This is a genomic window from Synechococcus sp. CS-1326 (assembly GCF_025128115.1).
In the GTDB taxonomy this organism is placed as follows: domain Bacteria; phylum Cyanobacteriota; class Cyanobacteriia; order PCC-6307; family Cyanobiaceae; genus Regnicoccus.
Map to the genome: position 1 here is coordinate 134,918 of NZ_JAHLYV010000027.1, position 23,945 is coordinate 158,862.

Below are 23,945 nucleotides of genomic sequence, written 5' to 3' on the forward strand. Positions count from 1 at the left end.
CGGATCAGCTGGTGGTGAGGGCACGGAGGGCCGCGTTCAGATCGCTCTGCAGATGGAGGAACTCCTCAAGCCGCACCAGTTTGACCGTCTGAACAACACGGGCATTGCCCACCACCAGGAACCGGATGCTCGCATCGCTGCAGAGCTTGGCGAGTTGCACCAGCACGCCAAGGCCGGAGGAGTCGATGAAATCGATGTGGGTCAGATCGAGAACAATGGGCAGTGTGCTGTTGCCCTGGTGGAGAACGATGAAGTCCTTGAACTGTTTGTCCGAATAGGCATCCAGTTGGCCCGTGAAGCTGAACAGCAGGCAGAGGGCCTGCTTCTCGAAGCCACCCCGCAGGGACACGGTCAATCGCTGCAGTTCAGGAATCTCCGCAGGCCTCGATGCGAAACGGCGACCGAAGTGTAGAGAGTCAACGGAAGCTGGGATCGTTGCCACCCAGAAAGGCCCGCTTCAGAGGCTGCGCCGTTCGGCCATCAACGCCACGAAGCGGCTGAAGTGGTGGTCGGCGTCGTGGGGCCCGGGGCTGGCTTCCGGGTGATATTGCACACCGAAGACCGGCTGGTGGCGGTGGCGCAGGGCAGCCACCGTGCCGTCATTGAGGTTGTGGTGGGTGATCTCGACCCGGTCGCCGGGCAGGGAAGCCGCCTCGATGGCGAAGCCGTGGTTCTGGCTGGTGATCTCCACCACCCCCCTGCCACCACAGGGATGGTTCAGGCCCCGGTGACCGAACACCAGCTTGTAGGTGCTGCCGCCGAGGGCCAGCCCGAGGATCTGATGGCCGAGACAGATCCCGAACAGGGGAAGGTCGGCTTGTTTGAGCAGCCCCTCCACCAGGTGGATGCCCGCCTGGACCGCCGCCGGATCGCCAGGACCGTTGGAGAGGAAGACGCCCTCGGGATCGAGCGCCAGCACCTGCTCGATCGAGCTGGTCGCTGGCAGCACATCGATCGCGCAGCCATGGGCCGAGAGGCGCTCGAGGATGGCACGCTTGATACCGAAATCGATGGCCACCACCCGGTAGGGCCGCTTCGGCCGCGGCTGCAGGCGCTGGTCGAATCCGGCCGGGCAGAGCTGGTCCCACCGATAGGCCGCTTTGGTGCTCACCTGCTCCGCCAGGTTCAACCCCTCCATCGAGGGGCTGCTGCGAACCTGCTCCAGCAGGACTTGAGGATCGCTGCCGTCGCTGCTGATCGCCCCGTTGATGGCGCCGCCCTCCCGCAAGCGGCGGACCAGGGCACGGGTGTCGACTCCCTCGATCCCCACGACGTGATGCTGGGCCAGCCAGCTGTCGAGACTGGCGCTGGAACGCCAACTGCTGGGGCGGGGGGCGAGCTGGCGGGCGATCACGCCCCGCACCTGGGGCCCATCGGCCTCCTGGTCCTCGGGGTTGATCCCGGTGTTGCCCAGCTCCGGATAGGTGAAGGTGATCAGCTGGCCGGCATAGCTGGGATCGGTGATCACCTCCTGATAGCCGGTCATGCCGGTGTTGAACACCACTTCGCCGATCGCCGTCCCTCGCGCTCCGAAGCCCTTGCCGCGCAGCACGGTGCCATCGGCCAGCACCAGCAGGGCCTCGCTGCTGGCAGGGGGAGGGGCAATGGTCAAGGGGGCCAGGCTGGTGGCTTCGATCATTGTGCAGCTGTCTCGGCGGACAAGGGATCCAGGGCCTGGCGCAGGGCCAGCAGCCTGTGCCAGGCGGCTTCGGAGGCCAGGCTGGCGCGTGCCTGATCCAGGCCCTCCTGGAGAGAAGGAGCCCTGCCGGCAGCCCACAGCACCAGGGCGGTGTTGAGGGCCACCACATCCCGATGGGCGGCGCTGCCGCCACCGCGGAGCACGGTTTCGAGGATCCGCCGGTTGGTCTCGAGGTCGCCACCGGCCAGGGCTTCGAGTGGAGCGGCCTCCAGCCCCATGGCGAGCGGGTCGATCTGCAGGCCACGAATCACGCCCTTCTCCACCAGCCTCAGCTCGCTGGGGCCAGAGAGGGAGGCCTCATCGAGGCCGCCATGGCCATGGACGACGACGGCCCGCTCCAGGCCCAGTTGGCTCAGTGCCTCGGCCATCGGTTCGAGCAACTCAGGGCGGGCGACGCCGACCACCTGGGCTTCGGGGGAAAGGGGGTTCACCAGGGGCCCCAGCAAGTTGAACACGGTGCGAATGCCGAGGCGGCGGCGCAGGGGCGCCAGGCCGACCAGGGCAGGATGCCAGCCGGGGGCGAACAGGAAGGTCACACCGCTGCTGGGCAGGGCGCCGACCACCGTTTGGGCGGGAGCCTGCAGGTTGAGGCCGAGGGCTTCGAGTACATCGGCGGAGCCCACCTTGCCGCTGGCGCTGCGGTTGCCATGTTTAGCGACGCTCGCACCGCAGGCGGCGGCCACGAACGCCACGGCGGTGGAGATGTTGAAGCTGCCGGCGCCATCCCCTCCGGTCCCGCAGGTGTCCACCAAGGGGAGAGGCGGCCGCGCGCAGGGCAGAACAACGGCATCGCGCAACACCCGCGCCATCGCCGCCAGCTCAGTGCCGCTCACCCCTTTCGCCCGCAGGGCGGCCAGCAGGGCCCCGGTGAGCTCTGGCTCGATCAGCCCGTCGATCCAGCCCCGCATCAGCGCACTGGCTTCGGCCTCGCCCAGGGACACTCCCTCCAGCAGCGACTCCAGCAGGCCAGGCCAGGGGGTGGATAGGGCCATCGATCGGAGCTCAGGATCCCGAGCGTAATCAGTCGCAGCTGCCAGGCCGCCAAAAAAAAGCCCGGGTGCAAGGCACGCCGGGCCGGGTGATGGGGACATTCCCACTATCACCCGGGAAGGGCGAATCTGACCAATACCACCTCGGCGCAGGGCCCGTCTCAGTCAGGGTGTGTCCTGGGTGGCAGTGTCGAAGCCGCTGCCCACCGCCTCCACCCCGGGTGCCATACCGGGACGGTGACCGGTGGCCCAGATCGCCCGGGTGCGCTGGTGCAACTGATCCAGGCTGAGGCCCCAGTGCCCCAGGCATTTGGCCAGATCCTGCTGCAGATCATCAGCCCCGGGGAAGCTGTCGTAGCGCCTCAGCAGCCTGGCCAGATCGACCAAGTCACCATCGCCGGGCTGATCAAGGGCGAGCAGTCGATCCACCACGTTGCGGTCGGTGGCAAATAGCGGATGGGTCTGGGGTTCGCCCTGGTGGCGTTCGGTCATCGAGGCCGTTCACAGGCGCGCGCACTCGCTGAGCATCGCATCGCATCGCCTCCTCTCGCATCGCCGCCTCCATTCGTAGGTTGGACTCTGTTGCCCATGTCCATGGCCGCCATCCGACCCGGCCTGCTCTGGAAGTACCTTCGCCCTCACCGCCGGGTGCTGCTTCAGGGCATTGCGGCTCTGCTGGTGGTGAACCTGCTCAGCGTGACCATCCCGTTGATGGTTCGCGGCGTGATCGACGATCTTCAGGATGGTTTCGCCGTGTCGGCCCTGCTGCGCGAGGCCGGCTTGATTGTTCTGCTGGCCTCGTTGATGGGGGTGGCCCGGCTGGTCTCGCGGATGCTGGTGTTCGGGGTCGGTCGCCAGGTGGAAGCCAGCCTGCGCCAGCAGGTGTTCGACCACATGCTGCGCCAGGAGCCCGGCTGGGTGCAGACCACCGGCAGCGGCGATGTGATCAGCCGCTCCACCAGCGATGTCGAGAACGTCCGGCGCCTGCTCGGCTTCGCCATGCTCAGCCTCACCAATACCGCGCTGGCCTATGCCCTCACGGTGCCGGCGATGCTGGCGATCGATCCGCTGCTGACCGTGGCGGCGCTCGGCCTCTATCCGGGAATGTTGATGGTGGTACGTCTATTCGGCGGCCGCATGATGCGTCAGCAGAGGCGTCAGCAGGAGGCCCTCGCCAGCCTCAGTGATCTGATCCAGGAGGATCTCTCCGGCATCAGCGCCATCAAGATCTACGGCCAGGAAGGCAACGAGCAGAAGGCCTTCGCCGAGCGCAATCGCACCTATCGCGATTCAGCTCTTTCATTGGCCCGCACCCGCAGCACCCTTTTCCCGCTGCTGGAGGGAATCTCCTCGGTCAGCCTGCTGCTGCTGCTGGCCTTCGGCAGCGGGAAGCTCGAGAGCGGCCAGCTGAGCATCGGCAATCTGGTGGCCCTGATCCTGTTCGTCGAGCGATTGGTGTTCCCCACGGCCCTGCTCGGCTTCACGCTCAATACCTTTCAGACCGGGCAGGTGAGCCTGGAGCGGGTGGAGGAGCTGCTCTCCAGGCAGCCCAGTGTGGTCTCACCGGAGCACCCCGAACCGGTGGCGGTCGGCGGTCGCGGCGCCGTCGAAGCCCGCGGCCTTTGCGTCCGTTACGACGGGGCCCAGCGTGATGCGCTTAGGGACGTGAGCTTTCAGCTCCAACCCGGTGAACTGGTGGCGGTGGTGGGGCCGGTGGGATCCGGTAAAACCACCTTGGCCCGGGCCCTCGGTCGCATGGTCGAGGTACCGGAGCACACCCTCTTCCTCGATGGGGTCGATGTCACCGCCCTGGCGCTCGAAGCGCTGCGGCGCCAGGTGGCCCTGGTTCCGCAGGAGGGCTATCTGTTCACCGCCACCCTGGCCGACAACCTCCGCTATGGCGTTCCCGACGCTCCCCTGCCGCAGGTGGAAACAGCGGCCCGGGAGGCTCGCCTGGAGGGTGACATCCGCGGTTTCCCCGATGGCTACCAGACCCTGGTGGGAGAGCGGGGCATCACCCTGAGCGGCGGCCAGCGGCAGCGGGCTGCCCTTGGCCGCGCCCTGATGGTGGAGGCTCCCCTGCTGGTGCTCGACGATGCCCTGGCGAGCGTGGACAACAACACCGCCGCGGCGATCCTGGCCTCGATCCGGTCGCAGCATGGCCGCACGATCCTGATGATCAGCCACCAGCTCTCGGCGGCCGCGGCCTGCGACAGGGTGCTGGTGCTTGAAGACGGCAAGCTGGTCCAGCAGGGCCGCCATCAAGACCTGCTGGCCGTGCCGGGCACCTACCGGCGCCTCTGGGAGCGGCAGCAGGCTGAAGAGCAGTTGCAGCTGGCCTGAACGCTTCAGTGAAATCATCGGTGAAATCAAACGAGTTGTTGAACCACCGCCCCAATCCAGCCAGGGGGCACTTAGCTGAGGAACCCCCCGTGTGCTCACCATGGAGCCCTCCAAGGCCTACAAACTCCGTTGCACTCTCACCTTCGGTGACATCTACGGCCAGGTGCTGATCTGGATGGTCGTGATCTTTGTGAGCCTGGCAGCCGGTCTTGCCCTGATGGGCTCGAGCAAGCCACTCTTCGCCTTGGTGGGGGTGGGGATGATCCTGGTGCTCTCACTGCCATTCCTGCTGTTCGCCTTCACCACCACCCTGCTGAACCACATCGCCCTGGAGCCGACAGCGTCGCCGGGAACCCTTGCCTAGGCTGGTGGAAGCGGCATTGGATCGGTGTTTGGTCTCTTCACGTCAGCATCCAACACAACGGCGAACAGTTCCAAGCACCGAATTGTGACGGCCGCTGAGGCGCTGCCTGGCCGTGCCGCCCCGATCGTCACCGCCCCCCGTCACCAGGTGCTCGGCACGGCCCTGCAGGCTCCCCTGGAGGCGGGACAGGAGGAGGCCGTTTTCGGCTGTGGCTGTTTCTGGGGGGCGGAAAAGGGCTTTTGGCGGCTGCCTGGCGTGGTGACCACTGCGGTGGGGTACGCCGCTGGCCATACCCCCAACCCCACCTATGACGAGGTGTGCTCGGGCCGCACTGGCCACACGGAGGTGGTCCGGGTGGTCTGGAACACCGCCCAGGTCAGTTTCAGCGATCTGCTCAAGCTGTTCTGGGAATGCCACGACCCCACCCAGGGTCTGGCCCAGGGCCATGACACCGGCAGCCAGTACCGCTCGGCGATCATCGCCACCAGTGCCGAGCAGCTTGCCCTCGCCCAAGCCAGTGGCCTTCACTACCAGCAGCAGCTGGAGCTTGCCGGTTTTGGTCCGATCACCACCGAGATCGTGGCCGACCTTCCGTTCTATTTTGCCGAAACCCATCATCAGCAGTATCTGGCCCGCCCCGGCAGCCGTCCCTACTGTTCCGCCCGCCCCAGCGGCGTGCGGCTCACCCCGTTCCCCGGCAGTTCCTTCCTGCTGGCGCCGGAGGTCTGGGAGCAGTACGACTGGTCGGTGCAGCACTGCGTGCTGCGCAGTTCCAATCAACCGATCCGCCTCTGATGTCCCGTTTGTCCTGATGGCCCCTTAGATGGCATCCCGGCTTTTTCCGTTCCCAAAGCCGCGAGCCGCCTTTACGGCGCTGCTGGCATCGTCGGCCTTCGGTTGCGGCGCGCTGCTGGCGGGTCAGTCGGCTGGGGCGATGGGTTCACCGTGGTGGGAGAACTACGACACCCGCGAGAGCTTCCTCTGCCGCGACAACAACAAGTTTGTGCTGGAGCGCAACGACGCCCAGGCGGCCCTGATTTCGGGCCGATCGAGCACCACCCTGTTTCGAGAACACTCCGACCTGCCGGGGCTTCGCTATAGCAATGACGCCCTGCGGCTGATCCTGCGGGGTGATGAACTCACCGTGGAGCGGCTGCCCCAGCGGGTGGTCTGCCTGCGTACGAATCAGGTTTGAACGGCATGGGCCCCCTCCCCGACCGCACCGTGCTGCTCTGGCTCGCCGTCACCCTCGGACTTGTGTTCGCCGTTGTCTTCTGGTATTCCCGATTGAACGCTCCCGTGGAAACCCCCTTTCTGTGGAAGGAGGCTCCTGGGTTCCAAGCTCCCCAGCAGCGGATCCCCCAGCCGAAAGGCACCCTGCTCTGAGCCACCTTGGAGCCCCCCGTTCGCCCCGAAGTCAAGCGCCGCCACCTGCACCCTTTGCCGAAGGGTCTTGTCGAGCTCTATGGCCTGCTGGCGGTCTTGTTCGTGCTTGTGCCGGAGTGGATGGCGGATGGGGCGCTGCAGGGCTGGCTGGGCCAGCGGCGGGGCGATTCGATGCCCGTGACCGCCAGTGCCTGGCGGCGACAGCCCGAACTTCGCCTGGCGGGGCTGAACCAGGCCGAGTTGCGGCTGTTGGCCCGTCGCTTGCGTCTGTGCGGCTATGCCGGCCTCAGCCGGGAGCGTCTCACCGCCAGGATTCTGAAGCGGCTCAAACGCAGCCGACGCTGGGAGGATTGGCTGCCGCGGGAGCTGTGATAGCTTCCCTTTTGACGGGGCGTAGCGCAGCTTGGTAGCGCACCACTTTGGGGTAGTGGGGGTCGTGGGTTCAAATCCCGCCGCTCCGATTCAGACCGATTTCTTCCAGCTTTTTCCCCCATTCAGCCCCGCTTCGGCGGGGTTTTTTTATGGCAATTGTCCTGAGCCCAGGGGCGCGGCAGATTAGGGGCCGGTGAACTCAGGACGTTGCTTCGATCGGTGCCAGGTTGATCATGTAGCGCATCGTTGAGCCCACGCCGGTGCCCCGGTAGGTTCCCACCACCGGGGCGGCCAGCCGGTGGTCCGGTGCGGCGGCGAGGCCGATGTGCCCATCGGCGACGGCGAGACCAAGGCTGGGGTCATAACCCCGCCATCCGCCCCCCGGCAGATACACCTCGGCCCAGGCGTGCAGCTCCTGCTCGGTGACCTCGGGCGGATGGTGAATCGAATACCCACTCACGAACCGTGCGGCCAGTCCCTGAGTGCGGCTGGCCGCCACGAACAGCATCGCCGTGTCGCGGCAGGCGCCGGTTCGGGTTTCGAGCGTCTGATCCGGTGTCTGGGGGTCCCCATCCAAGCGGCCGATGTGGTGGAAGGTGGTGTGGATGGAATCAACCAGGTGGGTCAGGAAGGCGGTGGTGGAGCGATCCACGGCGAGGGCAAGGCCCTCGGCCCAGGCCCGCACGGCTGGCGTCGCCTCATCCAGGCGCGCCGGAGCCAGCGAAGCGGCCAGGGCAGGCTCGTAGTCCAGCGGCAGCCGCTGGGCCCGAGGATCGGTGAGGATCCAGTCGAAGGGGTTCACCCGCAGGGTGCTCACCTCCGATTCCGCCGTGAGCTGAAGGTTCTCGCGCTCCTCGCTGAACCAGAGCACGGCGGCCTCATTGCCATCGGGCTCAATGATCCAGGCCGTGCCGGCGGGTGCGCTGCAAACCTTGAGGGAGTGAAGCAGCCGTTGCTGGGTGGCGTCTTGTCTTGGCGAGAGCCGCACGGTCATCGGTTCGAGGAACACCGGCCGGTCGTAGTGGAACTGCAGGGTGTGGTGGATCCGGATCAGCATCTCTTTGGTCCACCGTTCACCCATCTTGATGCCCAGGCGCTGGAGCCGAATCAATGACCTTTTGTCAAGCGACCCACACAGCCAAGCCGCCATGGTCCAAGGTTTGCTCGCTCCTTTCAATCGGAACCTGGAGACCCCCCCGACTGTTCGACGCCTTCACCAAGGTCGTTGCTCAGGCTGATGCCCGCGGCGAATTCCTCAGCCCATCCCAGATCGACGCCTTGGCGTCGGTCGTTGCTGACAGCAACAAGCGTCTGGATGCCGTGAACCGCATCACCTCCAACGCTTCCAGCCTCGTCACCAACGCCGCTCGCTCGCTCTTCGCCCAGCAGCCGGCCCTGATCGCTCCCGGTGGTAACGCCTACACCCACCGCCGCATGGCCGCCTGCCTGCGTGACATGGAGATCATCCTTCGCTATGTCACCTATGCCGTCTTCACCGGCGACGCTTCCGTCCTGGAAGACCGCTGCCTCAACGGCCTGCGTGAAACCTACCTGGCCCTCGGCGTGCCTGGCGCTTCGGTGGCTGAAGGTGTCCGCAAGATGAAGGATGCCGCCCTCGGCCTCGTCAACGACCGCAACGGCATCACCCCCGGTGACTGCTCCGCCCTGGTGTCTGAAATCGGCACCTACTTCGATCGCGCCGCCGCTGCTGTCGGCTGATCGGCACCACTGGTCAGCACCGCTGATCGATTGATCCGTCTTTTCCTTCGGTTCCCCCTTCTTCTCCTTCCACCATGTCGAAGACTCCACTCACCGAGGCCGTTGCCGCCGCCGACTCCCAGGGTCGGTTCCTCAGCAACACCGAGCTCAATGCCGCCTTTGGCCGCTTCGAGCGCGCCAAGAACGCCCTGGAAGCCGCCAAGGCCCTCACCGCCAACGCTGACCAGCTCGTCAACGGCGCCGCCCAGGCCGTCTATAACAAGTACCCCTACACCACCCAGCAGCAGGGCCCTAACTACGCCTCCACCCCAGAAGGCAAGGCCAAGTGCTCCCGTGACATCGGTTACTACCTCCGTCACATCACCTACTCCCTGGTCGCTGGTGGCACCGGCCCCCTCGACGAGTACCTGATCGCCGGGCTGGATGAAATCAACCGCGCCTTCGAGCTCTCCCCCTCCTGGTATGTGGAAGCCCTGAGCTACATCAAGGCCAACCACGGCATCGCTGGTGATCCCGGTGTGATCGCTAACAACTACATCGACTACGCCATCAACGCACTCGTCTGATCTCCTGATCTGGAGTCAAGAGGCCCATCGGCACTCAAGGACCCCGTCAGGGGTCTTTTTTCATGGGTTGGCTCCAGTCAGGCCGCTTCGATCAGGCTGGTCTTGAGTGCCTGCCGCCTGGTGTCGCTGAGCAGCAGCTCGGCGAAGCTGAGCCACTGGCCCCAGCGTTCGGCCTGCTGCAGTTCGATCGCCTGGTGCAAGGTCGGCACCGCCTTGGCGAGGTCTCGCTCGAGCTGGTCGCTGAGCGCTTCGGAGAGCACCTGGAGATCATGGAGATCACCAAGGCAATCCTGGGCCTTGCGCAGGTCGGCAACCCAGTCGCCCAGGGCTGGGCAAGCGAAGGGTTCGAGCACCTCCAGGGAATACCGCACGCCCTTGATGGTCTTGCGCAGGTCATGCAGGGCCCCGTCGTGAGGATCGACCGCGGACCAGCCCGCCTGCAGGAAGAGTGCGCCGATCGACTGAGCCAGCCACTCGAACAGCCAGCCGCGCAGGGGACGCTGACCGATCGCTGTGAAGCGGGGCGACTGCTGCCACTTGTGCAACCGCGCCAGCAACTTGAGGTAGGGACCTTCCCGCAGGCTGGCGGCCAGGCCGTCAAAAGCCACCTGCCGGTCGCGATCGAGTTGTTTGAGTACCGGCTTGAGCGCCTTTTGTTCCGCACCCGGCAGCATCGGCAGCCAGGTGGAGGTGATCCTTGCCCGCATCACATCGAGATCGCGGGTGAGCCCGGTGCGGCCTGCCACCCTGGCGATGCGGCGGTCACTGATCGCATCGGGAATCACCAGGGCGGCGCCGAACTGGTTCAAGGCCGTGCGCAGACGCCTCAGGCTCACCCGCAGCTGATGCAGGGCTTCGGGGTCCTGGTCGGCCAGCACCTCAGCCTGCAGTTTGCCCAGCCGACGGGTCTGGCGTTGGATCAGCTCGCGGGCGTAGTCACCGCTGCTGAGAAGGGGGGCGCTGAGATCAAGCATGGAATGAATTCTGGGCCACAACCTCCCATGAGACGACTAATGAGACCTCCAATGAGACCTGCAATGAAACCTCAGCAGGGAACTCTGCTTGTTCCGCAAGGGACCTCGCCGGAGGCTCGCCAGAATCAGCGGACGCGGAACTGGGGCTGCTTGGTTTGATCAAAACTGCGGTCGAGAGCCTGGCCGATCGTGAGGCCGATCGGCAGATCACCGCCGAACGAGGTGCCCAGCACATGGCGGTAGAGCTTCGATTCCACCAGCCGGTAGGTGGAATCCTGCAACGGGATGAAGCGAGCCGCTTTCACCATCTTGGGTCCTTGCTGGAGGTAGAACGTGACGAACCGGCGCACATTCTCCTGTTTCAGCATCATTTCGTTGTTCACGTAGATGAACAACGGGCGTGCCAGGGGGATGTAACGTTCCTTCTGAACCGCCTCGATCGAGGGCAACTCCGCTCCTTTGGGCCCCTTGATCGCCAGGGCGCGGAGCTTGGCGCTGTTGGCGGCATACCAGCCGAAGCCAACATAGCCAAGGGCCTGTGGGTTTCCTGCCACGCAGTTCACCACGACGTTGTCGTCTTCACTGCTGGTGAAATCGCTGCGGGAGTTATCGGTTGAACCGTTGACTGCCTTGTTGAAGTATTCGAAGGTGCCCGAATCCTTGCCCGGTCCGCAGAGCTTGATCGGGCTGGCCGGCCAGCTGCTGTTCACCTGATTCCAGCGCAGGATCCTGCCCTGGGCCTTGCGGCTCCACAGGATGGAGAGCTCCTGGGTACTGATCGCCTTGGCCCAGCTGTTGCGCGGGTTGACCGCCACGGTGAGGGCGTCGAAGGCGATCGGCAGTTCGATGAAGGTGATGCCCTTGGCGGCGCAGGCCTTGAGTTCCTTGCTGCTGATCGGCCGGGAGGCGTTGCTGATCGGCACCCTGCCGGAACAGAAATCACGGAAGCCGGCACTGGTGCCCGTTTCCTTGAGGTCGAAGCGCAGATCCTTACCAGCTCCGGTCTGGCGGAAGGCCCGAATCGCTTCGGTGGTGATCGGGAAGACGGTGCTCGATCCACTGATCGTGATCGTGGCCGGTGCGGACTGGGCCCGGGCCACCATCGCAGGAACGATGCCGAGCAGCATCGTGGTGGCAAGGCCGACGCAACCCCGCTTTTCCCAGCAGTTGCGGAGGGAACGATCGCGCTGAACCATGCCACAGTCGCATTGCACAAACACTCTGCGCCGAACGGGAGCTGGCTTTGGTTAAGTGGCGGTTAGGACTTCGTCGTGATCGACTCCCCAGATTCACTGCCCCATGACGTCGGACCCAGGCCCCATTCACCCCCAGGACCGCGCCGATCAGCTGCCCCCTGAGCGACTGGCGGAGTTGGTGCGGGAACGCCGCCGCTGGTTGTGGAGCGATGGCTACGGAGTGTTTCAGCTTCTGGAGCGGATCGCCGATGAAGCGCCCCTGCTGGCCGAAGCCCTCGGTTACGCCGATGCCACGGCCCTGCTCAAAGACGGCTATGGACTCGATCTGGTTCTTGGAGACAGGGCCCAGCGCTGGTTGCCGCTGCTGCTGAACAGCCGCCCAGCCGAGCCTGCCCTCAAGCTGTGTGGCTGCTGCGGCACCCCCTTCAAGGCCCGCCGCCAGGACGCGCTCTACTGCTCCAGCACCTGCCGCTCGCGGATCAGTCGCTCGCGCCGGCGCCGTAAGCCGGGTGGGACAGAGGGGTAATTTCGACGGCATTGGCCTTCGGTCTTTGGGGGTCAACTCAGGCGAAGAGGGGCTGGTCGGCGCACTCTTGCTGCACTCGGCGCTGATCGGTTGCGTTCTGATCCTGACGCTCACCTCAGCCAATGCCCTGTTCCTCTCGAGGATTGGAGCTCAGGGGATTCCCTCTGTCTACCTGTTGGTAGCGGTGGCGGCTCACGCTTGTTTTGATCAAGCTGGTTTTGCTTGGCCTGAGGGCTTTGATCTGATTCCCTGCACTCAGCTTGTTCCTGGCGGAATCAGCGCCACGATTTGAGCGCCCAGAGAAGTTCCCCCATGTCCCAGCCGAGGCTGTCGAAGCGTCTCTCGGCCAGAGCATCGTCGCTGTTGAGCAGTTGGGTTGCAAAGAACTTGATCACATCGCCTCCCGTGATCGAAAACCCTGCTTCTTCCGCGATCGTTGCAATGTCCTGCGCTGTGGTGGCGATCTTGGTCTTCTGTTGAAGCGTCTGGTCCACGCTCAGTTGGTCCAGAAACAGATCGATCGGCAGTATGGCCATAGAAACGAAGTCTTGACATGTTTAACGCTCAATTAAGGAGCTGTGCTCGTCAAGATCTTGAAACGATTCGCCACGATCCCGACCTTTTTCTGCTCAGCGCCGTGTCGCGGTCCAGTCCTGAAACCAGCCCCGGCGCCAGAGGAAGTAGGTCTGCAGCATCGCCACCAGGGCCATGAAGGCGAGGGCGAAGTAATAGCCCAAAGGGAGATCAAGCTCCGGCATCACTTTGAAGTTCATGCCATAGATGCCGGCAATGAAGGTGAGCGGAGCAAAGATGCTCGACACGATCGTCAGTGTCTTCATCACCTGGTTCATGCGGTTGCTGGTGCTTGCCATGTAGGCATCAGACACGGCATCGCATTGATGACGCAGCAGCTCCGCGTTCTCGAAGATCAACCCCACATGCTGGGCCATGTCCTCGAAGCCGCTGCGGGCATCGGGGCCGAGGATCCGCTGGTTCTGGCGCAGCAATATCAGGATCTGGTGCCGCAGGGGCCACACCTGGCTGCGGATCTGGCGCAGGCTGCCCCGTGCCTGGTAGGCGCGGTTGAGCAGCTTCGGCTTTGGATCGCGCAGCGCTGATTCCTCAAGGCCATCCAGCAGCTCGGCCAGATGCTCGAGCATCGGGAAGAGCTCGTCGAGCATCTCGTCGATCAGAAAGTGGAGGATGTCGTCGAGGTCCTCGCGGCCGGGTGGGGGGTCGAGGCAATCCAGCCATTGGGTGAGCTGGGGGAAGGAGTGGGGCTTGGGCGATTCCTCCACGGTCAGCAGCAGGTTGGGCATCAACAGCAGCCCCACCTGTTCACTGATCAGATGAGCGGGAGAGTTGGCAAAGCTCAGGCGGTGCATCACCACCAGCACCGCATCCCGCACCGAGTCAACCCGGGTGCGCTGGGGCGTTTCGATCAGCGGGGTGTGGAAGATCTCGGGAACCGCCAGCCTGTGCAGCACCGCGGCGATCAGGCCCGGATCACCCAGCCCCTTCAGCCGCACCCAGAGCGGATCGCCGCTGACGATCAGTGGCTGGAGGCCATCCGGCCCGGCCAGGGCGTGCTGATGGATCATCCCCAGTGCGCTGAAGCGGAGCACGGAGAGGCTGGTGGGAGCCCGTCCGCCATGGACGAACAACTGACCCGGCATCTGGCCGGGCCGTATCTTCAACCGTCTAGAAACCGGACTAGCCGGTGCGGTGCGGATCATCCCCGAGTTCTAGCGAGACCCAGGCTGGTTGGCGATGGCGCCGGAGACGGCTGGGGCATGAAGCGCTCCAGCCCCAGCCCAACGCTGAGCAGCGCCGCCTGGATCAGCAGACAGCAACCAACCTGGGACCGGTGGCTCCAGAGCAGACCAGCCATGGCGAGAGCAGCGGGGCCCATGATTTCAGGTGTGGCCCCCGCTTCGTTCTGCCATCTGGGCGACCGCGTCAGGCATGGCAGATCACGCGCTCAGCTGCTCCAGGCTGACCGGAAAGCCGATTGCGGCGGCCTCGCGGGCACTCAGGCGCCGACTCCAGGCCTTCGGAACCGGGTCGTTCCAGCGAAAACCCGCCTGCCTGGCCCGGTGCCGCTCTTCGTAGGGCAGCCGGGCCCGATAAAGCTGGCGAGGTTCAAGCCCGGCGCAGAGCAGACCCTCGAGATCGTCACAGCGCTCCAGCACCTGGGCCAGGTAGATGCAGTCGGTCAGGGCCCGGTGCGCCGCCCAGACCGGCACGCCGTAGGCCAGGGCCAGATCGCGCACCGAGGGGTTCGCCCGCAGGTTGCGATCCGGCGGCCAGCGCAGGTCCTCCATGCTGCAAAGCCAGGGCTTCTCGATCGCCGGCAGCGGGCCGTGGCCGAACCACTGGCGGTCGAATCCGGCGTTGTGGGCCAGGATCAGGTCGGAGGCGGCCACCAGGGTCTGGAAATAGGCCAGGGCTTCGGGCCAGGGCTGGCTGAGCCGGGTCACCGCCGCGGCGATGCCGTTGACGGTTTCGGCCTCGTTGGTCTGGCAGGGCAGCAGAAAGGAGATCTGGCTGAGCACGGCCCGCTGGGGCACGTCAAACAGCACAGCTCCCACTTCGATGCAGCGGTGCTTCAGCGGATCGAGGCCGGTGGTTTCCGTATCGAGGATCAACAGCCGGGCCGGGGGGGGCGGCTGATGTGATGGGGTGGAGGGAGTGGCGGCCCCATCGGTTGCTTCAACAGCCTTCTCAGCGGTGCCATCGCACAGCTGGGCGGGTGCGACCAGGCTCAGCAGGCTGGTCTGCTGCCAGCGGTTCCGCTCCTCGCCACTGCCTGGTTCCAGCTCCATGCCCGCCTGCTCCGACCTCTCCATGATCCCAGCCGTGCAAGGGGGCGGCGCAAGCCCAGGGGTTTCTAGGCTCGTGTCACAGCGAATGGAGCCTGTTTGGCCAACGCCATCGAACTGGGAGAGCGGGCCCCCCTGATTGCCCTCACCGATCAGAGCGGCGTGGAGCGCCGCAGCGATCAGCTTCAGGGCCAGCCCCTGGTGCTGTTCTTCTACCCCAAGGACGACACTCCCGGCTGCACCGCCGAGGCCTGTGCGTTCCGCGACAACCACGCCGGGCTCGAAGCCCTTGGCGCCCAGGTGTGGGGTGTCAGCGGCGATGACGCCGGCAGCCACAGCCGGTTCGCCTCCCGTCATCAACTTCCCTATCCATTGCTGGTTGACCGCGGCAATGCCCTGCGCCAGGCCTTCGGGGTTCCCAAGGCCCTGGGGCTCCTGCCCGGCCGGGTCACCTACGTGATCGATGGCGATGGGGTGGTGCGGCACATCTTCAGCAACCTGCTCGACGGCGCGGCCCACGCCCGCGAGGCCCTCGCAGCCCTCCGGCGGCTGCCGGCCTGAACGCCGATTCCCCCGATCGCCATGAACCGCTGGCAGCAGCAGGGCAGCCTCTGGACCCTGACCCCGCCCACTGCGGCCGCTTCAGCCATCGGCGTGGTGGAGTTCATCGGTGGCACCGTGCTGGCCGCCACCCCCCAGCTCAGCTACCGCCGCCTGCTGGAGGCGCTGGCGCTGCGGGGTCTGCTGGTGCGGGCCTGGAGCTATGTGCCCGGTTTCGATCACCAGGCCCAGGCCACCGAGGCCTGGCGCTGCTTTCGCGCCGCCCGGGAGAGTGCCGTTGATCAGGCTTCCCTTGCAGGGCAGGCCGGCTCGCGCCCCGTGCTGCGGCTCGGCCACAGCCTGGGCTGCAAGCTGCACCTGCTGGCGCCTGATGGCGGCCGGGGTTGCAGTGGTCTGGCGGCGATGAGCTTCAACAACTTCTCGGCGGATCGCTCCATCCCCCTGCTGGCTGATCTCGCCCCCCGGCTGGGGCTGCGCACCGAGTTCAGTCCCTCGCCGGAGGAAACGCTGCGCTTGGTGGGGCTGCACTACCGCCAGCCCCGCAACCTGCTGATCCGCTTCGGCACCGATGCGCTCGACCAGAGCCGGCGGCTGATCGGCGTGCTGCAGCAGCGCCCGGAGGATGCCTCGCTCCTGCTGGAGCGGCCCGGCGATCACCTCACCCCCGCCAGTGCCGGCCTGCGCCAGAACCTGCTGGGGGCCTGGGCCGATGATCCGGCCCGGCAGCGGCAGATCGACCGACTGGCTGATCAGCTGCTGGATTGGTGGCTGGGCTCGCCCAGCCAGGCGGTTCGCAGCTGAGCCAGTGGCCGGTCCACCCACTCCCAGAAGTCCCAGCCGGGAGCGAACAGATCGATCGGCATGGCCTCCCCCCGTGCCCAGGCCCGCCAGAACGCCACCGGATCCAGCTCACCCCGCGCCGACCTGGCCACCGCATTGAGCGGGATGCCGAGCTGCCAGGAGATGATCGCCGGCAGCACATGGCCGGAGATCGGATGCACCGGGTGCATCGCGGCGGTGAAGGTGGACACCAGGATTTCGCCATGGGGTGTGGTGTCGTACCCGGCAAGCACGTGGCAGGTGTCGTGGGGGGTGGTGAAGCGTTCGTTGAGGGCCGTCGGCTCCCCCGGCATGGCGTAGCCGTTGCGCTGGAAGTGGTCGTGGAAGGCGCGTCCGAGCCGGTCGCTCGGCAGGCTGGCCAGGGCCCGATAACGGGCGGCCAGCTGCGGATCCGCCCCCTCCCCCCCATAGGGCAGCAGCCAGGCCGCCACATCCTGCTCCGGGCGCCATGGCGATCCGGTCAGCGAGCTCATGTTGTCGCGCACCATGTGCGCCACCGCCTCCTGGAGCTGGCCCCGGGCCACGGCGGCGATCTCCTCGATCGAGCTCGACCGGATGCCGAGCGCGGCGGCGTAGGCGAGCACGCGGCTGATCCGGGCCGGATCGAGCTGGTCACCCAGGAAGGCCATCACCGTGAGGAACCGGATCGCCTCCTGACGCAGGGCCCCCGTGCCCAGGGCAGCGGCCAGCTGGGCCGGGCCGGTGGCCGGCAGCTGGTCCAGCCCTTCGTGCTCCGGCAGCTGGAAGATCCAGTGGCCGGCCGCTGCCACCGCTGCCGCGGCGGCCGGCGGCGGCTCACCACCGCCGGCGCCCACATCCGCCATCGCGGCGAGGATGGCGAGGGCTTCGGCCCGGCTGCTGGCGATCCGCATCCCCGTCAGACCCGCAGGGCATCGAGCACGGAGCGGTCTTCCAGGGTGCTGGTGTCGCCGCTCACCTCTTCGCCTGCCGCCAGGGCGCGCAGGATGCGGCGCATGATCTTGCCGCTGCGGGTTTTCGGCAGGGCATCGGTGAAGCGGATCTCGTCGGGACGGGCGATCGGGCCGATCTCAATGCCCACATGCTTCTTCAGGGCGGCGATCAGGGCGTCGTCGCCGCTGGTGCCGGCATCGAGGGTGACGAAGGCCACGATCGCTTCGCCCTTGAGGTCGTCGGGCCGGCCCACCACGGCGGCCTCGGCGACGGCCGGGTGGCTCACCAGGGCGGATTCAATCTCCATGCTGCCGAGTCGGTGGCCCGACACGCTGATCACATCGTCGACCCGGCCCATCACCCAGAAGTAGCCATCGGCATCGCGGCGGGCCCCATCGCCGGCGAAGTAGAGCCAGCTGCCGTTGGCCGGGCGGATTTCCTCCCAGTAGCTCTTGCGGAAGCGCTCCGGATCGCCATGCACGTTGCGCATCATCCCCGGCCAGGGCCGCCGGATGGCGAGGTAGCCCCCCTGGTCGGCGGCCTGGGAGCTGCCGTCATGGTCGACCACGTCGGCGGCGATGCCCGGCAGGGGCAGGGTGGCCGATCCCGGTTTGGTGGGGGTGGCGCCTGGCAGGGGACTGATCATCACGCCGCCGGTTTCGGTCTGCCACCAGGTGTCGACCACCGGGCAGCGGCCAGCGCCGATCACCTCCCGGTACCACATCCAGGCCTCGGGATTGATCGGCTCGCCCACCGTGCCGAGGATGCGCAGCGAGCTCATGTCGTGGTGGTCGGGCACCTCGCGGCCGTTTTTCATGAAGGCCCGGATCGCCGTGGGGGCGGTGTAGAAGATGCTCACCTTGTGCTTCTCGATCACCTCCCAGAAGGCGCCTGGTTTGGAGGCCCGCGGCGCGCCTTCGTACATCACCGTGGTAGCGCCGGCCGAGAGCGGGCCGTACACGATGTAGCTGTGGCCGGTGATCCAGCCGACGTCGGCGGTGCACCAGTGGATGTCGTCTTCACGGATGTCGAAGATCCACTGAAACGTGAGCTGGGCCCAGAGGTTGTAGCCGGCGGTGCTGTGCACCACCCCTTTGGGTTTGCCGGTGGAGCCGGAGGTGTAGAGCACGAACAGGCGGTCTTCGCTGGCCATCGGCTCGGCCTTGTGCTCGGCGCTGGCGGGATCCACCCGCTCGTGCCACCAGTGGTCGCGGCCCGCCGTCATCGCGGTGGGTTCGCCGGTGCGCTTCACCACCAGCACATGCTCCACCGTGGGGCAGCCCTCGGCCAGGGCCTGGTCCACCGCCGGCTTGAGCGCCACCGCCTTGTCTTTGCGGAAGCCCCCATCGGCGGTGATCACCGCCTTGACCTGGCCATCGATCAGCCGATCCCGCAGGGCCTCGGCCGAGAAGCCACCGAACACCACCGAATGGGGCGCGCCGATGCGGGCACAGGCCAGCATGGCGATGGCCGCTTCCGGCACCATCGGCATGTAGAGCGCCACCAGATCGCCTTTGCCGATGCCGAGCTCCTGCAGGGCATTGGCGGCCCTGCAGACCTCGGCGTGCAGCTCGGTGTAGGTGTAGCGGCGCCCGTCACCCGGTTCCCCCTCCCAGATCAGGGCCGTCTTGTGGGCACGTGGACCGTTCAGGTGCCGGTCGAGGCAGTTGTAGGCCACGTTGGTGGTGCCCCCCTCGAACCAGCGGGCAAAGGGAGCCCCACTCCAATCGAGCACGGTGTGGAAGGGCTCGAACCAGTGCAGGCTCTGGCGGGCCTGCTCGCCCCAGAAGCCGTCGGGGTCGGTCTCGGCCTGCTGGGCCAGGGCGCGGTAGGCGTCCAGGCTGCCGATGCGGGCGGTGGCGGCGAGGGCGGCGGGGGGCTCGAACACCCGGTCCTCCTGCAGCACCGATTCGATCGTGTCCTGGCTCATCGCGGCGGCAGGGAGGCGGCCCCCATTGTGGACTGAGAGGATGCCGCCATGACCCGCCCAGCCGCCTGTCTGTTCGATCTCGATGGCCTCCTGCTGGACACCGAGCCTCTGCACGGCCTGGCCTGGCGCCAGGCCGCGGCCCAGTTCGACCTGGCCCTGAATGAGGCCCAGCTGCTGGGGCTGCGGGGTCGGCGGCGGCTCGACAACGCCCACCAGGTGATCGCCTGGATCGAGGCGTCAGGGGCGGCGGGCCCGGGTGTCGACCAGCTGCTGGCGGTTCAGCAACCGATCGCGCGTCGCCTGTTGCCGTCAGCGCCGGCGATGGAGGGGGCGCCCGAGCTGCTGGCCCGGTGCCGCGAGCTGGCGATCCCGATGGCGCTGGTCACCAGCAGCAGCCGTGAGGCCGTTGCCGTGAAGAGTGCTCCCCATCCCTGGCTTGCGTTGCTGGATCTGCGGGTCTACGGCGACGATCCGGGTGTTTCCAGCGGTAAGCCCTCGCCTGACGGCTTTCAGCTGGCCGCCCGCCGGCTTGGCGTCGAACCTGAAGCCTGCTGGGCGTTCGAAGATTCCCACGCCGGCACGGCGGCGGCCCTGGCGGCCGGCTGCAAGGTGCTGGTGCTTCTGCCGGCGGGGGTGGGCAGCGAAAGCTACCCGCCGCAGGTGCGCTGCCTGCGCTCCCTGCTGGAGGTGGAGGTCTGAGGGCCGCTGCCACTCAGGCGGTGAAGCGCTGGTAGAGCCGGTAGCCCAGCCCTCCCCACAGAACCGACCAGACCGTGAAGGTGGCCAGGGTGCCGAGCTGGTTGGTGTCGATCGAATAGACACCGGCGTTGATCAGGCCGGCATCGATCAGGGAGCCGCCGATCCCCCAGCCCAGCACCCAGCTGGCGATGAAGCCGATCGCCTGCAGGTTGCCGGTCATCGTCAGGCTCTGGTGGAGGGCCGCCATTCTCGCCCGGTGCCTAGGGTCGTGCCCACCAAGGCATTCAGATCACCCATGCAAAGCTCGATGCGCCCTGCCGGTGGGGATGGGCCTGGAGCCTCCTTCCAGGTGATCGCGGCGGTGGCGGTGCTGATCCTGCTCACCCAGACGATTTTCATCGTGCCGGCCGGCAACGTGGCGGTGGTCACCACCCTCGGCAAGGTGACCGGCGGCCAGCGCAGCCCCGGGCCGAACATCAAGGCACCGCTGATTCAGGCCACCTCGCTCTTCGATGTGCGCACCCAGGTGCGGCCCGAGCAGTTCTCCACTCTCACCAAGGACCTGCAGGTGATTGAGGCCACGGCCACCGTGAAGTATGCGGTGAAGCCCAGTGAGGCAGCGCGGATCTTCGAGACGATCGCCACCGACAACTCCCAGATCTATGCGCGGATCATTCAGCCGTCACTGCTCAAGGCGCTGAAATCGGTGTTTTCGCAGTATGAACTGGTCACGATCGCCACGGAGTGGAACAGCATCTCAGAGCTGGTCCAGGACAAGGTGGCCGAGGAACTCAAGAAATTCGATTATGTGATCGTGCAGGGCCTCGACCTCACCGGTCTGCAGATTGCCGAGGAGTATCGAGCGGCGATCGAGCAGAAGCAGATCGCCGACCAGCGGCTGCTGCGGGCCCAGACCGAAGTGAAGATCGCCGACCAGGAAGCCCAGCGCTACCAGATCCTCAATTCCAGCCTCGATGACCAGGTGCTCTACAAGCTGTTCCTCGACAAGTGGGACGGCCAGACCTCCGTTGTGCCGGCCCTGCCCGGCACCGCCCCCGGCGGCGGCACGTCGGTGATCGTCAACGGCCGCCGCTGATCGGGGGCGCCTGTTTCAGGCGTCGCTGTGGCAGGCGGGCGTCAGCCCCGGCAGGCTGAACTCCAGGAACCAGAGGAACTCCCGCGAGCGCCAGCCCAGATCGAACGGTGCGGTGGGTACCCACTCACTGGGCTCCAACCCGAAGGTCTCCTCCAGGTAGCCGGGCAAGAGCAGTGCCACCTCCTCCTGTCCCGCTTCGTCCTCCTGAAACAGGCGATCGAGGTAGAGGGCGGCGAAGATGCCGTTCTCCTCGTCCACCACCACCAGCTCGAAGGGGCCGTCGGCGGCAGGCAGGGGTGTCACCTCGAAGTACTCGTCGCGATCGAGCGGATCACTGGGTGCCGCGATCATCAAGGCGGTCAGGGCTTGCTTGAAGCGATCGAGGGCCATGCTCTTGCCACCTGGAACAGCCTGAGTCTCGCGCCGCCGGTTCAACCCAGCTGTCGGCGCCCGCCGAGGGGCCCAAGCCACAGACTCACCGCCAGCCAGTGGACCAGCACCGGCGCCCAAAGCGAGCCCGTGAGGCCATAGGTGAGCACGCAGGCCACCCCCAGCAGGGTGCACTGGACCAGGAAGCGGGGGTCGTTGAACACGGCGCGGCCCCGTGGGTACCAGCTGGCGCCCGCCAGGGGGTGGTAGAGCACGAACAGGCCCACGCTCAGGGCACCCCAGGCCAGGCTGCCGCCAGGGCCGCTGCCTTCGAGGGGGTGGGGCAGGAGGGCTACCCGAAAGACGAGTTCCTCGCTCAGCGAGGGCATCAGCAGCAACCAGGCGCTCTGGCGCAGCAATGGGCCCAGGGGCCGGAACCGCCAGGTTCGTCGCTTCCACCCGTTCGGCAGAAACCCGGAGCGCCGGCCCTGCTCCAGGGCCACACCGGCGTAGGTCAGCAGTACCGCCAGGCTGGCCGCTGAACCGCTGCCTCCCAGGGGGGTGAAGAGGGCATCGCTGAAGCGACGCAGCAGGGTGGACAGCTGGGGCAGCTGGCCCAGCAGCAGGGTGGGGGCCAGGGGCACCAGGCTGGGATCGTCTCCGGGGATCTGGTTGCTGCGCAGGAACCAGAGGCCGGCACCGTTCTGGAGGAACACCCGGGCGGTGTCGTCGTGGGCGCGGCGCGGCAGCATCGAACGCCAGCTCAGCAGGACATCCGCCAGGCTCTGGCCACGCTGGAACAGGGCGGTGGTGGATGGGTCGCCGCCCCCTGCTCCCGTCCCCGGGTTTCCCGCCACCGCCGCGTTCCGCTTCCAGTCGGCCCGCACCATGCCGAAGGGGGTGAGCAGCTGATCGAGGGAGCGGGCCAGCCCGTTGAGTTCGTTGAAGCGAAGCGTGTCCGGGTGGCGAGGATGGTTCTTCAGCCAGCGCACCAGCGCCGGGTCCGACTGCACCCGTTCCCGCAGGCGTCGGATGGAGATGAACAGAGCCTGGCTCGAATCCTGGACGCAGGAGGTGGCCGGGGTCACCGAGGCGAGGCCGGTGCCGTCGCCGCTGCGGTAGCGGGCCATGATCAGCTCCGCCTGCACCGCCAGCTCCCGCAACAGGGAGAGATTGCGGCCGCCCAGCGACAGCTCGGCGAAGAGGGGCTGGTTGATCAGCACATCGGAGAAGGGCCGCAGCCAGATCCAGCCCCGTTGCAGGTCACCGGCATAGGCGCTGGCGTCCTGGGTGCCGGCGACGATCCCGTTCGGATTGTTGGCGTAGATCTGGTGATAGCGGATCTCGAAGCGGGGCTCGCCACTGAATGGGTCCGTCATCACCTCCACCTCGCCGAAGGCGAAATGGCCGGTCACGGTGAACCCGGCCGCGGCTTCGCCCCGGCTGCCGCCGATTCCGCCGAAGGTGTGAATCACCAGGCCATGCTGGCCAAGGCGCCAGGCCTGGTTCCCCCCTGCCGTGGAGACCTGCACCCGCTCGCTTTGGCCACGGCGGCCGGGCACGTCCGACCAGTTGCGATTGAGGATGTAGCGGAGCCCGGCCGCCCGGCCGGCCACGCTGCTGTCGGCATCGGCTTGGGTGAGCCGGCGCGGCAGCAGGGCCTGGGCGGTGAACAGACCCCGGGCATCGGGGGCGCCGTAGAGGTACCAGCCCTGCTCCCCGGTGCTGCTGGCGGCGAGACCGGCCGGGCTGGAGAGGGTTCGGCCATAGCGATCAGGCGGTTGCTGAGGGATCCGCACCGTTTCGATCGCCCCCTCGAAGCCGCGGCGGCGGCGGTCGTAGTGCTGCACCAGGAAGCGGTCGTTGGCTTCTGGGCTTCCCGCTTCAGCAGGGGGGGCGGGGCCGAGCAGGCGCACCAGGGCCACATACCGGCCGCTGATCTGGACCGGTGGGCTGCCGATCCGCAGCAGGACGCCGCCGTTCGGCTCCCGGGAGACGGCCACATCCTCCAGGCGTACCTGCAGGTCGTCGTTGGGGCGGGCACCGGCCAGGGACTGCAAGGGCCCGACGGCGCGGCGGCCATCGAGCCGCTCGGGCACCAGGTCGCCGCCGGCGCTGGCCCGGCGGGCGGCAGGGCTGAGGTTCAGGTCGGTGCTCACGGCGCGCACCAGTCCCTTCAGTTCCGGACGGTCCTGCCAGTGAAGCCGCAGCCGCTCCCCCACCAGCTGCTGCCAATCGCTCGGGGCGTGCTCGATTTCGATCCACACCCAGTCAACGGAGCCCTGCGTGGCCGCCTCCGGCAGGATCAGGCGGCCGATCCAGGCGCCATTCGGCCGGTAGAGCGCGGGATCCGGCTGAACGGTGATCGGATAGAAGGCTGGGCGGTTGAACGGAGCCCGCTGGGCCAGCGCGTAGCTGGAGGGCTGGGCAGGTTCCGCAGCCCTGGCCAGCCACGCCGGCGCTCCGATGCCACCGAGGCCGAGGCCGGCCAGCAGCGAAAGCAGCAGGACAAGGCGAACGATGGGACAGGCCGGGCAGATCGACGCCATCGTCCACCATCGGGGCGGTGTCGGCGAGGCTGG

29 protein-coding genes and 1 tRNA gene are annotated in these 23,945 nt (G+C 66.9%); 14 read left to right on the forward strand and 16 right to left on the reverse strand.

Annotated elements, in window-relative coordinates:
- Positions 1-4 precede the first annotated feature (4 nt).
- The 4 genes from KQ307_RS10835 to KQ307_RS10850 form a co-directional block, all read right to left on the reverse strand.
- Positions 5-355 (reverse strand): STAS domain-containing protein, encoded by a 351-nt coding sequence (locus KQ307_RS10835; RefSeq protein WP_259727947.1) that lies wholly within the window; start codon positions 353-355, stop codon positions 5-7.
- Between the two features lie 102 nt (positions 356-457).
- Entirely contained in the window at positions 458-1,639 is a 1,182-nt protein-coding gene (carA, locus tag KQ307_RS10840; protein WP_259727948.1) for a glutamine-hydrolyzing carbamoyl-phosphate synthase small subunit, read from the reverse strand.
- Positions 1,636-2,691 (reverse strand): anthranilate phosphoribosyltransferase, encoded by a 1,056-nt coding sequence (trpD, locus tag KQ307_RS10845; RefSeq protein WP_259727949.1) that lies wholly within the window; start codon positions 2,689-2,691, stop codon positions 1,636-1,638. The genes carA and trpD overlap by 4 nt, the downstream gene beginning before the upstream one ends.
- A 162-nt stretch (positions 2,692-2,853) precedes the next feature.
- Positions 2,854-3,180, reverse strand: a complete 327-nt coding sequence (locus KQ307_RS10850) for a DUF3288 family protein (RefSeq protein WP_259727950.1) — start codon at positions 3,178-3,180, stop codon at positions 2,854-2,856.
- 102 nt (positions 3,181-3,282) lie between these two features.
- Between KQ307_RS10850 and KQ307_RS10855 the strand changes: the two genes are divergently transcribed.
- The 7 genes from KQ307_RS10855 (at position 3,283) to KQ307_RS10885 (ending at position 7,242) form a co-directional block, all read left to right on the forward strand.
- Entirely contained in the window at positions 3,283-5,031 is a 1,749-nt protein-coding gene (locus KQ307_RS10855; RefSeq protein ID WP_259727951.1) for an ABC transporter ATP-binding protein, read from the forward strand.
- 100 nt (positions 5,032-5,131) lie between these two features.
- Complete coding sequence (locus tag KQ307_RS10860) at positions 5,132-5,395, forward strand: hypothetical protein (RefSeq protein WP_259727952.1); 264 nt, start codon at positions 5,132-5,134, stop codon at positions 5,393-5,395.
- Between the two features lie 84 nt (positions 5,396-5,479).
- A complete protein-coding gene (msrA, locus tag KQ307_RS10865; RefSeq protein ID WP_259727953.1) occupies positions 5,480-6,190 on the forward strand; it encodes a peptide-methionine (S)-S-oxide reductase MsrA in 711 nt (236 codons plus the stop codon).
- A 28-nt stretch (positions 6,191-6,218) separates the two neighbouring features.
- Complete coding sequence (locus tag KQ307_RS10870) at positions 6,219-6,590, forward strand: hypothetical protein (RefSeq protein ID WP_259727954.1); 372 nt, start codon at positions 6,219-6,221, stop codon at positions 6,588-6,590.
- Between the two features lie 5 nt (positions 6,591-6,595).
- On the forward strand, positions 6,596-6,781 hold the full coding sequence (locus tag KQ307_RS10875; protein ID WP_259727955.1) for a hypothetical protein: 186 nt from the start codon (positions 6,596-6,598) through the stop codon (positions 6,779-6,781).
- Positions 6,782-6,787: 6 nt separating this feature from the next.
- The gene (locus tag KQ307_RS10880) at positions 6,788-7,153 is read left to right on the forward strand and encodes a hypothetical protein (protein ID WP_259727956.1); all 366 of its coding nucleotides are present in this window, start codon (positions 6,788-6,790) and stop codon (positions 7,151-7,153) included.
- A 15-nt stretch (positions 7,154-7,168) separates the two neighbouring features.
- Positions 7,169-7,242 (forward strand) — tRNA-Pro (locus KQ307_RS10885).
- Between the two features lie 110 nt (positions 7,243-7,352).
- On the opposite strand, the gene KQ307_RS10890 is transcribed toward KQ307_RS10885, so the two are convergent.
- Positions 7,353-8,210 carry a transglutaminase family protein gene (locus KQ307_RS10890; protein ID WP_259727957.1) on the reverse strand — a complete coding sequence of 286 codons (858 nt, stop codon included), beginning with the start codon at positions 8,208-8,210 and terminating at the stop codon, positions 7,353-7,355.
- Positions 8,211-8,353: 143 nt separating this feature from the next.
- On the opposite strand from KQ307_RS10890, the gene KQ307_RS10895 reads away from it, so the two are divergent.
- Entirely contained in the window at positions 8,354-8,872 is a 519-nt protein-coding gene (locus tag KQ307_RS10895; RefSeq protein WP_259727991.1) for a phycocyanin subunit beta, read from the forward strand.
- A 74-nt stretch (positions 8,873-8,946) separates the two neighbouring features.
- Positions 8,947-9,438 (forward strand): phycocyanin subunit alpha, encoded by a 492-nt coding sequence (cpcA, locus tag KQ307_RS10900; RefSeq protein WP_259727958.1) that lies wholly within the window; start codon positions 8,947-8,949, stop codon positions 9,436-9,438.
- 77 nt (positions 9,439-9,515) lie between these two features.
- Here the strand turns inward: cpcA and KQ307_RS10905 are convergent, their stop codons facing one another.
- Positions 9,516-10,412, reverse strand: a complete 897-nt coding sequence (locus KQ307_RS10905) for a CHAD domain-containing protein (RefSeq protein WP_259727959.1) — start codon at positions 10,410-10,412, stop codon at positions 9,516-9,518.
- 125 nt (positions 10,413-10,537) lie between these two features.
- The gene (locus KQ307_RS10910; RefSeq protein ID WP_259727960.1) at positions 10,538-11,608 is read right to left on the reverse strand and encodes a PstS family phosphate ABC transporter substrate-binding protein; all 1,071 of its coding nucleotides are present in this window, start codon (positions 11,606-11,608) and stop codon (positions 10,538-10,540) included.
- 103 nt (positions 11,609-11,711) lie between these two features.
- Here KQ307_RS10910 and KQ307_RS10915 point away from each other — a divergent pair, with 103 nt between their 5' ends.
- A complete protein-coding gene (locus KQ307_RS10915) occupies positions 11,712-12,134 on the forward strand; it encodes a hypothetical protein (protein WP_259727961.1) in 423 nt (140 codons plus the stop codon).
- 275 nt (positions 12,135-12,409) lie between these two features.
- Here the strand turns inward: KQ307_RS10915 and KQ307_RS10920 are convergent, their stop codons facing one another.
- The 4 genes from KQ307_RS10920 to KQ307_RS10935 all read right to left on the reverse strand — a co-directional run bounded on the left by KQ307_RS10920 (position 12,410) and on the right by KQ307_RS10935 (position 14,983).
- Complete coding sequence (locus KQ307_RS10920; protein ID WP_259727962.1) at positions 12,410-12,670, reverse strand: Nif11-like leader peptide family RiPP precursor; 261 nt, start codon at positions 12,668-12,670, stop codon at positions 12,410-12,412.
- 93 nt (positions 12,671-12,763) lie between these two features.
- A complete protein-coding gene (gene corA, locus KQ307_RS10925; protein ID WP_259727963.1) occupies positions 12,764-13,831 on the reverse strand; it encodes a magnesium/cobalt transporter CorA in 1,068 nt (355 codons plus the stop codon).
- A 35-nt stretch (positions 13,832-13,866) separates the two neighbouring features.
- Positions 13,867-14,046, reverse strand: coding sequence for a hypothetical protein (locus tag KQ307_RS10930; protein WP_259727964.1), 180 nt, complete (start codon positions 14,044-14,046; stop codon positions 13,867-13,869).
- 61 nt (positions 14,047-14,107) lie between these two features.
- On the reverse strand, positions 14,108-14,983 hold the full coding sequence (locus KQ307_RS10935) for a 3'-5' exonuclease (protein ID WP_259701523.1): 876 nt from the start codon (positions 14,981-14,983) through the stop codon (positions 14,108-14,110).
- Positions 14,984-15,055: 72 nt separating this feature from the next.
- On the opposite strand from KQ307_RS10935, the gene KQ307_RS10940 reads away from it, so the two are divergent.
- Entirely contained in the window at positions 15,056-15,517 is a 462-nt protein-coding gene (locus tag KQ307_RS10940) for a peroxiredoxin (RefSeq protein WP_259701524.1), read from the forward strand.
- Between the two features lie 21 nt (positions 15,518-15,538).
- Positions 15,539-16,318: a DUF1350 family protein gene (locus KQ307_RS10945; protein ID WP_259701525.1), complete on the forward strand. Its 780-nt coding sequence runs from the start codon at positions 15,539-15,541 to the stop codon at positions 16,316-16,318.
- Here the strand turns inward: KQ307_RS10945 and KQ307_RS10950 are convergent.
- Both KQ307_RS10950 and acs read right to left on the reverse strand, forming a co-directional pair.
- Positions 16,267-17,229 carry a hypothetical protein gene (locus tag KQ307_RS10950; RefSeq protein ID WP_259701526.1) on the reverse strand — a complete coding sequence of 321 codons (963 nt, stop codon included), beginning with the start codon at positions 17,227-17,229 and terminating at the stop codon, positions 16,267-16,269. The two genes, KQ307_RS10945 and KQ307_RS10950, sit on opposite strands and share 52 nt — an antisense overlap.
- 5 nt (positions 17,230-17,234) lie before the next feature.
- On the reverse strand, positions 17,235-19,199 hold the full coding sequence (acs, locus tag KQ307_RS10955; RefSeq protein ID WP_259701527.1) for an acetate--CoA ligase: 1,965 nt from the start codon (positions 19,197-19,199) through the stop codon (positions 17,235-17,237).
- Between the two features lie 48 nt (positions 19,200-19,247).
- On the opposite strand from acs, the gene KQ307_RS10960 reads away from it, so the two are divergent.
- Entirely contained in the window at positions 19,248-19,898 is a 651-nt protein-coding gene (locus KQ307_RS10960) for an HAD family phosphatase (protein WP_259701528.1), read from the forward strand.
- Between the two features lie 13 nt (positions 19,899-19,911).
- On the opposite strand, the gene KQ307_RS10965 is transcribed toward KQ307_RS10960, so the two are convergent.
- Positions 19,912-20,145 carry a hypothetical protein gene (locus KQ307_RS10965; protein WP_399235942.1) on the reverse strand — a complete coding sequence of 78 codons (234 nt, stop codon included), beginning with the start codon at positions 20,143-20,145 and terminating at the stop codon, positions 19,912-19,914.
- 48 nt (positions 20,146-20,193) lie between these two features.
- Here KQ307_RS10965 and KQ307_RS10970 point away from each other — a divergent pair, with 48 nt between their 5' ends.
- A complete protein-coding gene (locus KQ307_RS10970) occupies positions 20,194-20,994 on the forward strand; it encodes a prohibitin family protein (RefSeq protein WP_259701529.1) in 801 nt (266 codons plus the stop codon).
- 15 nt (positions 20,995-21,009) lie between these two features.
- On the opposite strand, the gene KQ307_RS10975 is transcribed toward KQ307_RS10970, so the two are convergent.
- Together KQ307_RS10975 and KQ307_RS10980 are read right to left on the reverse strand one after the other, a co-directional pair.
- Positions 21,010-21,384, reverse strand: coding sequence for a hypothetical protein (locus KQ307_RS10975; protein ID WP_259701530.1), 375 nt, complete (start codon positions 21,382-21,384; stop codon positions 21,010-21,012).
- Between the two features lie 41 nt (positions 21,385-21,425).
- A complete protein-coding gene (locus KQ307_RS10980) occupies positions 21,426-23,912 on the reverse strand; it encodes a type II CAAX prenyl endopeptidase Rce1 family protein (protein WP_259701531.1) in 2,487 nt (828 codons plus the stop codon).
- Between the last annotated feature and the right edge of the window lie 33 nt (positions 23,913-23,945).